General features: G+C 67.5%; 13 protein-coding genes and 1 pseudogene. 5 read left to right on the plus strand and 9 right to left on the minus strand.

Annotation, left to right across the window (positions count from 1 at the left end):
- Positions 1 to 133 precede the first annotated feature (133 nt).
- The 4 genes from OHA18_RS14380 (at position 134) to OHA18_RS14395 (ending at position 3,737) form a co-directional block, all read left to right on the plus strand.
- Positions 134 to 1,444: an aminotransferase-like domain-containing protein gene (locus OHA18_RS14380; RefSeq protein WP_329004570.1), complete on the plus strand. Its 1,311-nt coding sequence runs from the start codon at positions 134 to 136 to the stop codon at positions 1,442 to 1,444.
- Positions 1,445 to 1,576: 132 nt separating this feature from the next.
- On the plus strand, positions 1,577 to 2,524 hold the full coding sequence (locus tag OHA18_RS14385; protein WP_329004571.1) for a D-alanine--D-alanine ligase family protein: 948 nt from the start codon (positions 1,577 to 1,579) through the stop codon (positions 2,522 to 2,524).
- An 8-nt stretch (positions 2,525 to 2,532) separates the two neighbouring features.
- Positions 2,533 to 3,387 carry an SURF1 family protein gene (locus OHA18_RS14390; RefSeq protein ID WP_329004572.1) on the plus strand — a complete coding sequence of 285 codons (855 nt, stop codon included), beginning with the start codon at positions 2,533 to 2,535 and terminating at the stop codon, positions 3,385 to 3,387.
- The gene (locus tag OHA18_RS14395) at positions 3,384 to 3,737 is read left to right on the plus strand and encodes a DUF3817 domain-containing protein (RefSeq protein ID WP_329004573.1); all 354 of its coding nucleotides are present in this window, start codon (positions 3,384 to 3,386) and stop codon (positions 3,735 to 3,737) included. The genes OHA18_RS14390 and OHA18_RS14395 overlap by 4 nt, the downstream gene beginning before the upstream one ends.
- Before the next feature lie 144 nt (positions 3,738 to 3,881).
- Here OHA18_RS14395 and OHA18_RS14400 read toward each other — a convergent pair whose 3' ends face one another.
- The 9 genes and pseudogenes from OHA18_RS14400 to rpmH all read right to left on the minus strand — a co-directional run bounded on the left by OHA18_RS14400 (position 3,882) and on the right by rpmH (position 10,641).
- Entirely contained in the window at positions 3,882 to 4,688 is an 807-nt protein-coding gene (locus OHA18_RS14400; RefSeq protein ID WP_329004574.1) for a RibD family protein, read from the minus strand.
- A 122-nt stretch (positions 4,689 to 4,810) separates the two neighbouring features.
- Entirely contained in the window at positions 4,811 to 5,776 is a 966-nt protein-coding gene (locus tag OHA18_RS14405) for a ParB/RepB/Spo0J family partition protein (protein ID WP_329004575.1), read from the minus strand.
- A gap of 78 nt (positions 5,777 to 5,854) precedes the next feature.
- Complete coding sequence (locus tag OHA18_RS14410; protein WP_166679568.1) at positions 5,855 to 6,790, minus strand: ParA family protein; 936 nt, start codon at positions 6,788 to 6,790, stop codon at positions 5,855 to 5,857.
- 521 nt (positions 6,791 to 7,311) lie between these two features.
- Complete coding sequence (gene rsmG, locus OHA18_RS14415) at positions 7,312 to 7,986, minus strand: 16S rRNA (guanine(527)-N(7))-methyltransferase RsmG (RefSeq protein WP_329004576.1); 675 nt, start codon at positions 7,984 to 7,986, stop codon at positions 7,312 to 7,314.
- A gap of 10 nt (positions 7,987 to 7,996) precedes the next feature.
- Positions 7,997 to 8,521, minus strand: coding sequence for a Jag family protein (locus OHA18_RS14420; protein ID WP_442914388.1), 525 nt, complete (start codon positions 8,519 to 8,521; stop codon positions 7,997 to 7,999).
- Positions 8,522 to 8,816: 295 nt separating this feature from the next.
- A pseudogene (yidC, locus tag OHA18_RS14425) lies at positions 8,817 to 9,797 on the minus strand (membrane protein insertase YidC); the annotation flags it as partial.
- 9 nt (positions 9,798 to 9,806) lie between these two features.
- Complete coding sequence (yidD, locus tag OHA18_RS14430; protein ID WP_329004577.1) at positions 9,807 to 10,139, minus strand: membrane protein insertion efficiency factor YidD; 333 nt, start codon at positions 10,137 to 10,139, stop codon at positions 9,807 to 9,809.
- On the minus strand, positions 10,136 to 10,477 hold the full coding sequence (gene rnpA / locus OHA18_RS14435; protein WP_329004579.1) for a ribonuclease P protein component: 342 nt from the start codon (positions 10,475 to 10,477) through the stop codon (positions 10,136 to 10,138). The genes yidD and rnpA overlap by 4 nt, the downstream gene beginning before the upstream one ends.
- A 26-nt stretch (positions 10,478 to 10,503) precedes the next feature.
- Positions 10,504 to 10,641, minus strand: coding sequence for a 50S ribosomal protein L34 (gene rpmH / locus OHA18_RS14440; RefSeq protein WP_130386492.1), 138 nt, complete (start codon positions 10,639 to 10,641; stop codon positions 10,504 to 10,506).
- A gap of 1,460 nt (positions 10,642 to 12,101) precedes the next feature.
- On the opposite strand from rpmH, the gene dnaA reads away from it, so the two are divergent.
- Positions 12,102 to 13,760 (plus strand): chromosomal replication initiator protein DnaA, encoded by a 1,659-nt coding sequence (dnaA, locus tag OHA18_RS14445; RefSeq protein WP_329006109.1) that lies wholly within the window; start codon positions 12,102 to 12,104, stop codon positions 13,758 to 13,760.
- Positions 13,761 to 13,954: the final 194 nt, after the last annotated feature.

The raw sequence follows: 13,954 nt of genomic DNA on the forward strand, positions 1-13,954 counted from the left end.
AGCCAGATCACGGCATGGTCGAACCTGCCCCTATAAGGCATGGTAGTGAGAGGTCGCGCCGATCCACAGCCCAGACTCGGGTCTCTCGACGTAACCTGGTGACTTCCCCCTCGATCACCGTTGGAGTGCCCTCGTGAGTGCTGACGTGCCCGATGTCCGGCAGACCCGCCTCGACAACTACGTCGAGGCGTACGCAGCTCGGACCAAGGGTATGACCGCATCGGAGATCCGGGCGCTGTTCTCGGTTGCCAGCCGCCCCGAAGTGGTCTCGCTCGCGGGTGGCATGCCGAACATCGGCGGCCTGCCGCTGGACGTGGTCGGCGGCGCGGTCCGCGACCTGGTGATCGACAACGGCGCGGTCGCGATGCAGTACGGCTCCGGCCAGGGCGACCCGACGCTGCGGGACCAGATCTGCGACATCATGCGGCTCGAAGGCATCGAGGCCCACCCCGACGACGTCGTGGTCACGGTCGGCAGCCAGCAGGCCGTCGACCTGGTCACCCGGGTGTTCTGCGATCCGGGCGACGTGGTGATCTGCGAAGCACCGTCGTACGTCGGTGCGCTCGGGGTGTTCCGTGCGTACCAGTGCGAGGTCGTCCATGTCGCGATGGACGACGACGGCGTCGTGCCGGAGGCGCTGGAGCAGGCGATCGCCTCGGTGCGGGCGGCCGGGAAGCGGATCAAGTTCTTCTACACGATCCCGAACTTCCACAACCCTGCTGGGGTTTCGCTCTCGGACGAGCGCCGGGCGCGGGTGCTGGACATCTGTCAGCAGGCCAGTGTGCTGGTGCTGGAAGACAATCCCTATGGATTGCTGGGCTTCGAGGGTGAGCCGCAGCGCGCGCTGCGGGCGAACGATCGCGAAGGTGTGATCTACCTCGGCTCGTTCTCCAAGACGTTCGCGCCCGGTTTCCGGGTGGGATGGGCGGTCGCGCCGCATGCGGTGCGGGAGAAACTCGTGCTGGCACAGGAGTCCGCGACCCTGTGCCCGCCGACGTTCAGTCAGCTCGCGATCTCGTCGTACCTGGTCCGGCACGACTGGATGGGGCAGGTGAAGCAGTTCCGCGAGATGTACCGGGAACGCCGCGACGCGATGCTCGCGGCGCTCACCGAAAAGATGCCGGCAGCAACGACCTGGACGCGGCCGCGCGGCGGGTTCTACGTCTGGCTGACGTTGCCGGACGGCCTGGACGCGAAGGCGATGCTGCCGCGGGCGGTCACCGCGCGCGTGGCGTACGTCCCCGGGACGGCCTTCTTCGCCGACGGTTTCGGCTCCCAGTGCATGCGCCTGTCGTACTGTCATCCGACGCCGGAGCGGATCACCGAAGGCGTCGGTCGGCTCGCCGCGGTGATCCACGAGGAGCTTGAGCTCCGCGAGACCTTCGGCCCGCTGCCCCCAGGCGCGGGTCGCGACTACGACGCTCCGGGTCCGGAGCTTACCTAGACCAGTGCGCAAAGGTTGCGCAATGGATCTGCGGGCGGCCGAGGGTCGCTGACACGCTAGCGGTACCGTTCCAGTGGGCCTCGGGACCGGCGGCCGTGCCGGAGTCGCCCACGAGTGATCGGGATATTTGTGATGAGTGATCTGGGACGAGTGCTTGTTCTGGCCGGTGGACTGTCGCACGAGCGGGACGTCTCGCTCCGGTCCGGCCGGCGGGTGGCGGACGCCCTGCGCAGCGTCGGCGTAGAGGTCGAGCAGCGCGACGTCGACGCCTCCCTGGTCGACCGGCTGCGCAACGATCCGCCGGACGCGGTCTTCCCTGTCCTGCACGGCGTCACCGGCGAGGACGGCGCACTCCGCCAGGTCCTCGACCTGTACGGCGTTCCGTACGTCGGCGCCGACGCGGCGGCCTGCCGGACGGCGTTCGACAAGCCGGTCGCCTCGACGATGGTCGGAGCAGCCGGACTGCACACGCCCGCGTCGGTCGTGCTCGGTCACGACACGTTCCGCGAGCTGGGCGCCGCGTCGTTGATGGAGTCGGTGATTCATCAGATCGGGCTGCCGCTGGTCGTGAAGCCGGCCCGTGGCGGTTCGGCGCTGGGCGCCTCGATCGTGCGGTCCGCCGAGGAGCTGCCGTCGGCGATGGTGAACTGCTATGCGTACGGGCCGGTCGCGTTGATCGAGCAGTACATCGACGGCACCGAGGTCGCCGTGACCGTGGTCGACACCGGCGATGGCCCGCGGGCGCTGCCTGCGGTGGAGATCCGGCCGGATTCCGGGTTCTATGACTACGAGGCGCGGTACACGGCCGGCGCGACCCAGTTCGTCGTACCTGCACGGCTGGAGCCGGAGGTCGCGGGTGCATGTGCTGCGGCCGCCGTGCAGGCACACCAGGCGCTCGGTCTGCGGGACCTGTCGCGGTCGGACCTCGTGGTGGACGCGGCCGGTGTGCCGTGGTTCCTCGAGGTGAATGTGGCGCCGGGTATGACCGAGACGTCGCTGGTCCCGTTGGCTGCTGAGGCTGCTGGGATCGAGCTCGGTGTCCTCTGCCGCGACCTGCTCGCGACAGCTGCCGCTCGCTGAAGGTTCTGATGCCCGACTCTGGCGACCGGCCGCTGTGGCGGACGATTCTGACGCCGCGATGGTCCGGCCTGCTGGTGCTGGCGTTGGCCATTGCCGGAGTGATGTCGGTGATGGGCGTGTGGCAGCTGGGCGTGTACCGGTCGAAGACGGCGGACGCGACGGCTCATCGCGCTCAAGCTGCGCCGGTGGCGTTGCAGTCGCTGTTCTCGATCGACGAAGGGCTGCCGTCCAAGGCAGTCAGCCGGCGGGTGACGGTCGACGGCACATGGGGGCCGGCTGCTGACCAGGTCTTCATCGCGGATCGCTCGCAGGACTCGCGGAACGGCTTCTGGGTGGTGTCACCAGTGAAGCTCTCCGATTCCGATGCTGTGATGGTTGTTCGCGGCTGGGTTCCTTCGGTGACCGACGCCGCGGCGAAGGCTCCGACCGGACCGGTGCAGCTGACCGGGACAGTGATCGCGTCCGAGGCGGAGGACTCCTCGGACGATGCCGCCAAGGGACGGGTGCTGTCGTCGCTGCGCATCCCGACGATCGTCCACCTCGTCGACTACCGGGTGTACGACGCATTCGTCGTACAGGAGTCCGTCTCCGGCCGCGTACCGTCTCCCGCGCCGACCGTCGTGCAGGCGCCTCCCCCGCCGACCGACCACGCCGGGCTGCGGAACATCGCGTATGCCTTCCAGTGGTGGATCTTTGCCGCTTTCACCTTGTGGATGTGGGGGCGGATGGTGCTGGACGCGCGTCGCTCGGTCGACGAGCCGGACGATGAACCCGCGGACGCAGGTCCGGATGAGCGGGCCGATGCAGGTCCGGGCGACCGGGCCGAGGAGTCTGTGGAGTCAAGCGGTACCGTTTCAGCGTGACTTCCTCAGCCGACCCCGCCACCTCCGCCGACTCGCAGCCGCTGACCCCGGCCATCCGCGGCGCCATGATGCGCTACCGCGTGATCGCGTACGTCGTCGGCGTGATGCTCCTGCTGCTGGTCTTCCTCGCGATGCCCCTCAAGTACTTCGCGGACAGCCCGGGCGCGATGGACGTGATCGGGCCTACGCACGGCTTCCTGTACATGGTCTACCTGCTCCTGACCTTCGACCTGTTCCGCCGCGTGCGCTGGTCCTTCCCGCGCCTCGTGATGATGGCTCTGGCCGGCACGATCCCGTTCCTGTCGTTCTACGCCGAGCGGAAGACCTCGCACGAACTCCTTGGTCGCTAGCCCCCTGCGAGGCGGAATGTTTCACATGAAACATCGCCCGCAAGTCCCTAGATGACTTTGTCGACAAATCGCCTCGGTGAGATGGTCCGTACTTAGGACATCGAACAATGTCTGTGAGCGCGATCCTAAGCCGCCTCGCTCGACTTACATCTTTGTGATTCCACGCTCCGATCCGCCTGAAGACGCCTCCTCGGGTACGACGTAGTGGAGGCGAACGGTCCCGCCGGCATCGGACTGGACCGACAGCAGCTGCAGTCGAGTCGATGGCTCGCCAACGCCGAGCGGTGCGCCGTCCATGATCGACGGCGTACCGAGTCCTCCGACCAGAGCAGGCGCCAGCGCGAGGTGTAGCTCGTCGATCAGACCCGCTCGCAACAGAGCGCCGTTCAATCCGCCACCCGCGCAGGACAGGACGCAGCGCACATCGAGCTTCTCGCTCATCGCCGCCAGTCCTTGCTTCAGATCGACGCGCTGCTCGCCGACAACGAGGTAGCAGATTCGCTCCCGCCGCAGATACGCCAGGTAGGCCGCCGGCGTTGACCGCGCCACGAGGACGAGCGCGTCCCAGTCTTGATGCTTCTCCGTCCAGCGCACGCGCCCGCGGCTGTCGACAACGGTGAACCACATGTGCGGCGGCGACGGCTGACCCGTGATGTCCGGTGGGAGGAAGTCACAGTAGAGCTCGGCCTCATCGCCGTCGTACGGCGGCAGCTCGTCCGGGATCTCGTCGTCGGTCACCAGGCTGCCGCTGCCCTCCAGGACGGCATTGCAGCCGTACTGCTGCCTGACCAAGTCGATCACGTCGATCGCGACCGAGTCCTCGGCCGGCGGCGTCATCGACGCCCACAGCTGCGAGCTCGGCTGCTGCATCAAGAGCGCATCCCGGGTCAGTGCGACCTTCCCGTCGACGCTTGCCCCTAGGCTGACCACCACTCGCGGTCGCTTCTGCACTGCAGCCTCCTCCGGCTCGCTGGACAGCGGACGGCCAGGTCTACCAGCGCCCGCCGACAGTTCGGCGGGCGCAGCAGCGAGCTGTGCAGCGGGAGGTGTCCGACCGCGGACCACGGGAGCGGTCAGGCGTCGTTCGACTTGTTCGGATCCATCAGCGTGACGATGCGCTCCAGGTCGTCGATCGAGGCGAACTCGACGGTGATCTTGCCCTTGGTCTTGCCCAGGTCGACCTTGACGCGGGTCTCGAAGCGGTCGGACAGACGGTCGGCCAGGTCGACCAGGCGAGGCGCGACCGGCCTGTTGCGGCGACGGGCCGGTGTGGGGTCCTCGGCGTTCATGTCGCCCAGGGCAACGATCTCCTCGACGGTGCGGACCGACAGGCCCTCGGCGACGATCCGCTGGGCGAGGCGCTCGATGGCGTCGCCGCTCGGTAGTCCGAGGAGTGCCCGCGCGTGGCCGGCGGAGAGGACCCCAGCGGCAACCCGGCGCTGCACGGAGGCCGGCAGCTTCAGCAGCCGGAGCGTGTTGGAGATCTGCGGCCGCGATCGGCCGATCCGGCTGGCGAGCACTTCCTGCGTACAACCGAAGTCGTCGAGCATCTGCTGGTACGCCGCCGCTTCTTCGAGCGGGTTCAACTGGCTCCGGTGCAGGTTCTCCAGGAGCGCGTCGCGCAGCATCGCGTCGTCCGACGTCTCCCGCACGATCGCCGGGATCGTCGTCAGGCCGGCCTGCTGTGTCGCCCGCCACCGACGCTCGCCCATGACGAGCTCGTACTTGTCACCCTCGAGCTTGCGAACGACGATCGGCTGCAGCAGCCCGATCTCCTTCACCGAGTGGACGAGCTCCTCCATCGCGTCCTCGTCGAAGACGCTCCGCGGCTGCTTCGGGTTCGGCGTGATCTTCTCGACCTCGATCTCGGCGAACGAGGCGCCCGGGACCGCGGCCAGCTCCGGCCCCTGCGGCTCCGTCGGCCTCGCAACCGGCGGCGCTCCCGGGATCGAGTTCGACTTGCTGCCGAGAGTCGTGGTTCCGGCGGCCGGCGAGCTGGGGATCAGCGCGCCAAGTCCGCGTCCGAGCCGGGTGTTCATCGCGCTCCCTCGAGATCGAATCCTGAGCTACTGCTGACGTTCCGTTTCACGTGAAACGGTGCCACACCGATCCAACGATCAGGCGTTGTTTCGCATGGCGATCTCGCGGGACGCCTCCAGGTACGACAGTGCGCCGGCCGACGCCGGGTCGTACGCGAGCACGGTCTGCCCGTGGCTCGGCGCCTCGGAGATCCGCACCGAGCGCGGTACAGCGGTCCGCAGTACGGCGTCTTTGAAGTGACCTCGCACTTCGGCCGCGACCTCCCCGGCCAGCTTGGTGCGCGCGTCGTACATCGTCAGCAGGATCGTCGACACGTCGAGCCCGGGGTTGAGGTGCGACTTCACCATGTCGATGTGGCGGAGCAGTTGCGACAGGCCCTCGAGGGCGTAGTACTCGCTCTGGATCGGAACCAGGACCTCACGCGCGGCGGTCAGCGCGTTCACGGTCAGCAGGCCGAGCGACGGCGGGCAGTCGATGAAGACGTAGTCGTACTTCTCCCCCGCGGCCTCGGACTTGGCCAGGTACGCGTCGAGCACGTTCTTCAGCCGGCTCTCGCGGGCCACCACACTGACGAGCTCGATCTCGGCGCCGGCCAGATCGATCGTCGCCGGGATGACCTGGATCCCAGGGTGCTCGGCACACGGCTGGATCAGATTGTCGAGCGCCTCACCTTCGATGACCGCCTCGTACACACCGGGCGTTCCCTCGGCGTGGTCGATGCCCAGAGCCGTCGACGCGTTGCCCTGGGGGTCGAGGTCGATCACCAGGATCTTCGCGCCGTACAGCGCGAGGCCGGCGGCGACGTTCACGGTCGTCGTGGTCTTGCCGACGCCACCCTTCTGGTTGGCGACCACAAAGACTCGGGTCTGGTCGGGCAGCGGGAACTCGCGGCCCATCGTGCGTCCTTCATTCACCAGCAGGGTCCGTTCGGTCGCGGCGGCGATCGGAGTCTCTAGAAGTCGTCGCTGAAGCTCGTCCGACGTGGCCCGCGCGGCGATCTGTGCGGCAGTCATAGCGCCCATTCCAATAGGTGCGGGACTTGGCCCGAAGAGGATGTCTGTAGGGGTCGGGGCGGGTCTACCCCCAGCTCCGTCCACAGGCTGCTGTGGACGAATTCCCGTGTGCAGGGGCAGTTTCATGCGGTGGTCATCCACAGGCGGTGGAGAGTCCGAGAAGCCCGGTTCGGCGTCCACCAGTGACACCGATTCGGGCTCCGAACCATCATCCCGCATCTCTGCCGTTTCACGTGAAACGGAGCCCGCGTCGGAGTCCCCAAGTACGTCGAGACCGGCCGCGGCCACCGCCCGAAGCTCGGAACTGTCGATCGGCGGAGTCGCCACGATCGGGTCCGGGACCTCGTCGACGGAAGAAGTCTGAACAGGTGCTGCCGGAGCAGGAGTCAGGTTGGGAGCCGGTTCCTGGGTGATCACGCGGACGGTGGACTCCGGATCGGTCGGCCAGCCGATGGCCTGCGACGACCTCGGCTCACCGGTGCTCTTCTCGGGCCATCCGAGGGCACGACTCACCAACCCGCTCACCTCCCGTGTCTTCCGTGCCGGGATCCCCCTGCAGCACGTCCGGCCACAATACTCACCACAGTGGTGGGGAGGGCCAGTTCATCGCCGCCGAGTTGATGAATGTGCCAAAGCTCTGCTCCGAGCTTCGTCAATTCGTGTTCTGAGGCGTCCAATTCCTCCTCTGCGGACGACCCCTTCATCGCCAGCATCAGTCCACCCTCGACGCAGAGCGGCAGACACCACCGGGCGAGTTTGCCCAAAGGAGCAACAGCCCGGGAGGTGACGACGTCGTACGACGCCCGTGGGAGATCCTCCGCACGGGATCGCACCACGGTCGCGTTCTCCAGCTCGAGAGCGTCGACCGCTTCCTCCAGGAAGGTGGTGCGTCGGAGCAAGGGCTCGACGAGCTCCACCTGGAGGTCGGGGCGGACGATCGCGAGCACGATCCCGGGCAGGCCGGCGCCGGTACCCACATCGGCCACCAGCGCCTCCTCCGGGACCAGGCGCTCGACGACGGCACAGTTCAGCAGATGCCGATCCCAGAGCCGCGGAACTTCCCGCGGTCCGATCAGTCCCCGGAGCGTGCCCTCGGTCGCGAGCAGTTCGGCGTACGCCGAAAGCCGGACCGCCGCCCGTGGAAACAGCTTCTCCACGAGCGGCGGCGGCGTTTCACGTGAAACGGAATCAGTCACTGGCGTGCGTTCATGGCTGTACCACCACGCGGCGGCGGGGCTCTTCACCCTCGGACTCCGACGTGAGGCCGGCGGCGGCGACCACGTCGTGCACGACCTTCCGCTCGAACGGCGTCATCGGGTCGAGCCGCACCGGGGTCCCGGTCGCCTTCGCTTCTTCGACCGCCTTCCGGCCGACCTCTTCCAGCTCGGCCTTCCGGTTCGCCCGGAAGTTCGAGACATCGAGCATCAGCCGGGACCGCTCGCCGGTCTCCCGGTAGACAGCCAGCCGGGTCAGCTCCTGCAGCGCCTCGAGCACCTTGCCGTTCTCGCCGACGAGGTTGTTCAGTTCCGCGCCGACGATCGACACCGCGGCGCGGTCACCGTCGATGTCCATGTCGATGTCGCCGTCGAGATCGGCGATGTCGAGCAACTCCTCGAGGTAGTCGGCCGCGATGTCGCTCTCGGCCTCCAGTGCCTTCAGGCGATCCTCGGCCGAGCTACTCGTGCCGGCGGACTGCTCCTCCGCCTCGGTGTTCTGCATGCCGTCAGTCACGGCCACTCCTTCTCAATATCGAGATCCGCCCCACGGGGACCCACGTCGTACAAGCAAAAAGGGATTCGGTGCGCCTGGGTCAGCGCGAACCGCCGGAGCGCTTCTGCGCTGCCTTCTTCTGCGCGGCCGACTTCGCCGCGGGCTGGCGCTTGGCCGCCGTACCCTTCTTGCCGGCCGGCTGCTTCTTGGCAGCACCGGCCTGAGTCTTCTTGGGCGTGTCCTGCGGCCGTGGCGCATCCTCCGGGGACGTCTGCCCGTTGCTCGACGCCGCCGGTTCCGATCCGGCCGGACCGCCCTTGCGGTCACTGCGGGACTGGCGCTTCGGCTGCTGGCGCTGGGCCGGCCGCCGGTCGCTCGTCTCGGTCTCGGTCGCAGCACCCGCGGTGCCGGGGACGCCGTCGTCGGCCGGCTTGCCGTGCCGCACGTTGTGCTCGCGCTTGCGGGCCTGCATGGCGTCGTACGCCGGGGTGCCCGGAGCGGGGTTGCGGCGGATCACGTAGAACTGCTGGCCCATCGTCCACAGGTTCGAGACGAACCAGTAGATCAGCACACCGATCGGGAAGTTGAAGCCACCGATCAGGAAGAAGACCGGGAAGACGTAGAGCATGACCTTCTGCATCTGCGCGGCCTGGCCGGTGAGGGCCTCCTTCGGCATGTTCTTGCGCATCAGCTGAAGCTGCGTGGTGAACATCGTCGCCGTCATCAGGATGATCAGCACGATCGCGACGACCTTGACGTTGTTCGCGCCCGGGCCGTTCGCCTTCAGGAACGTCTGCGAGATCTCGGCGCCGAAGATCTTCGCGTGCTGCAGCGAGTTCACGTACGGCTTCATGATCTCGCTGTGCCACTGCCCCTTGGCGGCGTAGTCGAGCACGCGGAACAGGGCCAGGAAGATCGGCGACTGCAGGAGCAGCGGCAGGCACGAGGAGAACGGGTTGGTGCCCGTCTCCTTGTACAGCTTCATCATTTCCTGACCGAGCTTCTCCCGGTCGTGGCCGTACTTCTTCTGCAGCTCCTTCATCTTCGGCTGCAGCAACTGCATGTTCCGGCTGGAGCGGATCTGCCGGACGAACAGCGGGATCAGGAGGGTCCGGATGACGATGGTCAGGCCGGCGATCGACAGCGCCCAGGCCCAGCCGCCGTTCGGATCGAGCACTTGGCCGAGCAGCCAGTGCCAGCCGACGAGCAGCGCCGAAACGGCCCAGTACAGGGGCGTCATGACCGTGTTGAACAGATCTACGATCCCGTCCCAAACGGCGAGCCCGGGGATGGCCAGAAGAGTCACTCATGCACCTCGCTGCACAGGCCCGGCGTCGGCTGACGCTCCGGGCTGGTTGGCGGAGCCGTGAACACAGGGGTCCTCACGGTCTCCGCGCTGGTCGACATCTGTGGGTGGAACGGGGTCGTAGCCGCCGGGGTTCCACGGGTGGCAGCGGAGGAGTCGCCTCACCGCCAGCCAGCTACCGCGCACCGCACCGTGGCGTTCGACCGCCTCCAAGGCGTACGCCGAACAACTCGGGTAGAACCTGCACACCTGCCCGTACAGCGGGCTGATCAGCAGGCGGTACAACTTCAGGAAACCGATGATCCCGCTCCGCACGGGATTGAACCGCATCATGGCTTCAGCAGCCGGGTCAGTGCACCGTCGACGTCCGCGGCCAGCTCGTCGTACGAGGCCGAAGCCGACGACGGCAGGGCGCGGACAACGGCCAGGCTGCCGGCCGGCAGATCAGGCAGACGCGTTGCCAGGACAGCACGCAGACGGCGGTGGACCCGGTTCCGCAGAACCGCGTTGCCCACCGCCTTGTTCACAACGAATCCGACACGTGGAGGCTCGGCCAGGCCGTCCTCGGCCAACAGGTGGAGAACCACCGCGCGCCGCGCCGCACGACGTCCGGATCGGACGGCGCGGCGGAAGTCGTCGGACCGGCGGAGCCGGTTCGACGCTGGCAGCACGAGGTGGTCACCGTCGAGCAGGTCGCTCAGGCCGCGAGGCGCTGGCGACCCTTGCCACGGCGGGCGGCGATGATCGCGCGACCCGCACGGGTGCGCATCCGAAGACGGAAGCCGTGCTTCTTGTGCCGACGACGGTTGTTCGGCTGGAACGTCCGCTTGCTCACTGGAATGACTCCGGTTACTCGAGATCAAGAATGTCGACAAATCCACTGATTGGATCTGCCCAAGGTGGCTGTCCTGCACACCGTCGGAGGAACCCGCAGGGAGCGCAGCACGAAACGGCCGGCTCAACACCGACTGATCCACGGTACGTGGCCGCCTGTGGACAGGTCAAACCAGGTATCCCCAGACTTTTCCACAGCCTTGTGGACAGGATAGTGGGCAACGCCGGTGCCGAGTCCTCGTCACCCTCCGGCCCGGGCCGCCACTGAGAGCGATGACAAACCATGACTACGCTCCGGCGTCCACCCGACACGCCGCAGGTTGCCCCCAATTTCCTGTTCATAGCCTGTGGATGACGGCTTGAAGCTGCCTACTCCGACTTGTTAGCGTCACTCCCTCACACCAGAGGTCCCACACCCCGCGATTGGTAACCAACCTGCTCCTGCGGTCGTTCACAACTGTGGACAACCGTGTGGACAGTGCGGCCGCCGAAGTGCGGAGTCAGCTACCGCGCTGAGCCGAATAGCACGACGACTCACCGGCCGCACGGTGTCGGGTCGAATGGTCGAGCTCACCGGGTCCGCCTGGAACGCGCCGGCCACCGCAGCGATGAATCGGGGAGCAACGCGTGGTCGAGGACCATTCCGCCAGTGCGGAAGTCACACCGGCGGAGTACACGACAGCCGAGTACCGGACCGACTACAGCGGCGACGGCCGACAGGATCTTCGCCCCGAGCCAGACGCAGGCCTCCGACCGGAGCCGGAGGCGAACTTCCGCACCGAGGTCCCACCCGCACCCGAGCCGCTGCCCCGACCGGAGACCGCACCCCGGGCCGAGACGAGCCCGGCTGCTCAGGTCGAGTCGGCTCGCGCCGAGGCCGCCCCGACTCCGCGGATGGATCCGGGCGACTACCTCAGCCCGTCGCTCCCGATCCCGATGCCGGCGCAGCCGGCTCCCGGGTACCGGCCGGCGCCGCCTCCCGGTCCGTACGGCTACCGGTCCGAGCTGGAGCGCGCGGCGACCGATCTACCAGCTGGTCCACAACAGCCCGCGGCGGGTGCGACGTACTTCGGTGCGGCCCCGACCATCGGCAATGTCCGCTATCCCGGTGAGAACACCACCTGGGGCAGCGCTCCCGAATGGGGTACAGGCAGCGGGAACACAGCGGGCTCGCCAGCGAACGAGGGTGATGGACGTGCGGACGACGCAACCACCAACCAGTGGTCACCGGACCACCGGCCGATCCAGCAGGACGCTGGTGAGCACCCCAGCGCCGAGCAGCCGGCCACCGAGCACCGCCCAGCCGACGCACCGGGCCCGGACCAGCAGACCCCTCAGCAGCACACACCACCGCAGCCAGCACCACAGCAGCAAGTACCTCAGCAGCCAACCGCCCAGCAGCCACCGCAGCAGCACCACGCACCTCAGCAGCAGGCACCTCAGCACCACGTGCCGCAGCAGATGCCGGCCCAGCAGGTGCCTCAGCAGGAGGTGGCAGCACCGGTGACGGATCTTGGTGATGCCTGGACCCGTGTGCTCGCGGGCCTTCCGCCGAACCAGCGCGCCTGGCTGACCAACTCACGTCCGGTGACGCTGCACGAGAGCACCGCCATCGTCGCGGTGCCCGACGACTTCACCCGCGGCCAGCTCGAGACCCGGCTCCGGCCGGACCTCGAGCGCATCCTGACCGAGAGCTTCGGCCGGGACATCCGGATCGCCGTCACCGTCGACCCGTCCCTGGACCCTGAGCTCCGCGAGCAGCAGGCGGCCGCCCAGCAAGCCGCCCAGCAACAGCCCTACCCACAGCAGCACCCGCAACAGCACCCCCAGCAGCCGCAACAACAGCAACCCGCAGTACGCGAGCCGCTGCGCACCGACGGTGCGTACCAGCCGACGATCCAGTCCGCGCTGACCGATCCGGCCAACGGCCCGCAGTACGGCCAGCCGCGTCCGGACGCGGCACCGCCGCAGCAGTACCAGCAGCCGGCCCCGCAGCCGCAGCAGTCTTTCGGTCAGCCGATCGGTTCCGTAGCCCCGCCGCCCAACGGCTCACCGACCCAGTCGGCCACCGAGGCTCAAGGTGAGGCCCGGCTGAACCCGAAGTACACGTTCGAGACCTTCGTCATCGGCAGCTCGAACCGGTTCGCCCACGCGGCCGCGGTCGCGGTCGCCGAGGCTCCGGGCAAGGCCTACAACCCACAGCTGATCTACGGCGACTCCGGTCTGGGCAAGACCCACCTGCTGCACGCGATCGGGCACTACGTCCGCAGTCTCTATACCGGTGCCCGCGTCCGGTACGTGTCCAGCGAAGAGTTCACCAACGACTTCATCAACGCGATCCGCGACGACAAGGCGTCCCAGTTCCAGCGCCGGTACCGCGATGTCGACGTACTGCTGATCGACGACATCCAGTTCCTGGAAGGCAAGATCCAGACCCAGGAAGAGTTCTTCCACACCTTCAACACGCTCCACAACGCGAACAAGCAGATCGTGATCAGCTCCGACCGCGCGCCGAAACGCCTGGAAGCGTTGGAGGACCGGCTGCGGAACCGGTTCGAGTGGGGTCTGATCACCGACATCCAGCCGCCCGACCTCGAGACCCGGATCGCGATCCTGCGGAAGAAGGCGGCCACCGAGCGGCTGACCGCGCCGCCGGAGGTGCTGGAGTTCATCGCGTCCAAGGTGCAGACGAACATCCGCGAGCTCGAGGGGGCGCTGATCCGCGTCACCGCGTTCGCCAGCCTCAACCGGCAGCCGGTCGACCTGAGCCTGGCCGAGATCGTGCTGAAGGACCTGATCCCCGAAGGCAGCAAGCCCGAGGTGACGGCCAGCATGATCATGGGCCAGACGGCGTCGTACTTCGGTCTGTCCATCGACGACCTGTGCGGATCGAGCCGGAGCCGCGTGCTGGTGACCGCACGACAGATCGCCATGTATCTGTGCCGCGAGCTCACCGATCTCTCCCTGCCGAAGATCGGCCAGCAGTTCGGCGGCCGCGACCACACCACCGTGATGCACGCGGAACGCAAGATCCGGCAGTTGATGTCCGAACGACGCAGTGTCTTCAACCAGGTCACCGAGCTGACGAACCGGATCAAACACCAGGCGAAGCAGCAGTAAAAGAACCGCACAGGCTGGGGACACAGCTGTGGAAAACTGTGGGTATTGCCGTGGATACACCGCTCTGACATGTGGACGCCCTGTGGGGACAGAATCCGTCATCCGCAGCCGTCCCCAGCACGACCGAGAGTCGTCCACACGCCGTCCCCACCCCGATATGGGGTCTGACCTGCGAACTCGTCGCTTTTCCACAG

This window comes from Kribbella sp. NBC_00709, assembly GCF_036226565.1.
Lineage (GTDB): Bacteria > Actinomycetota > Actinomycetes > Propionibacteriales > Kribbellaceae > Kribbella.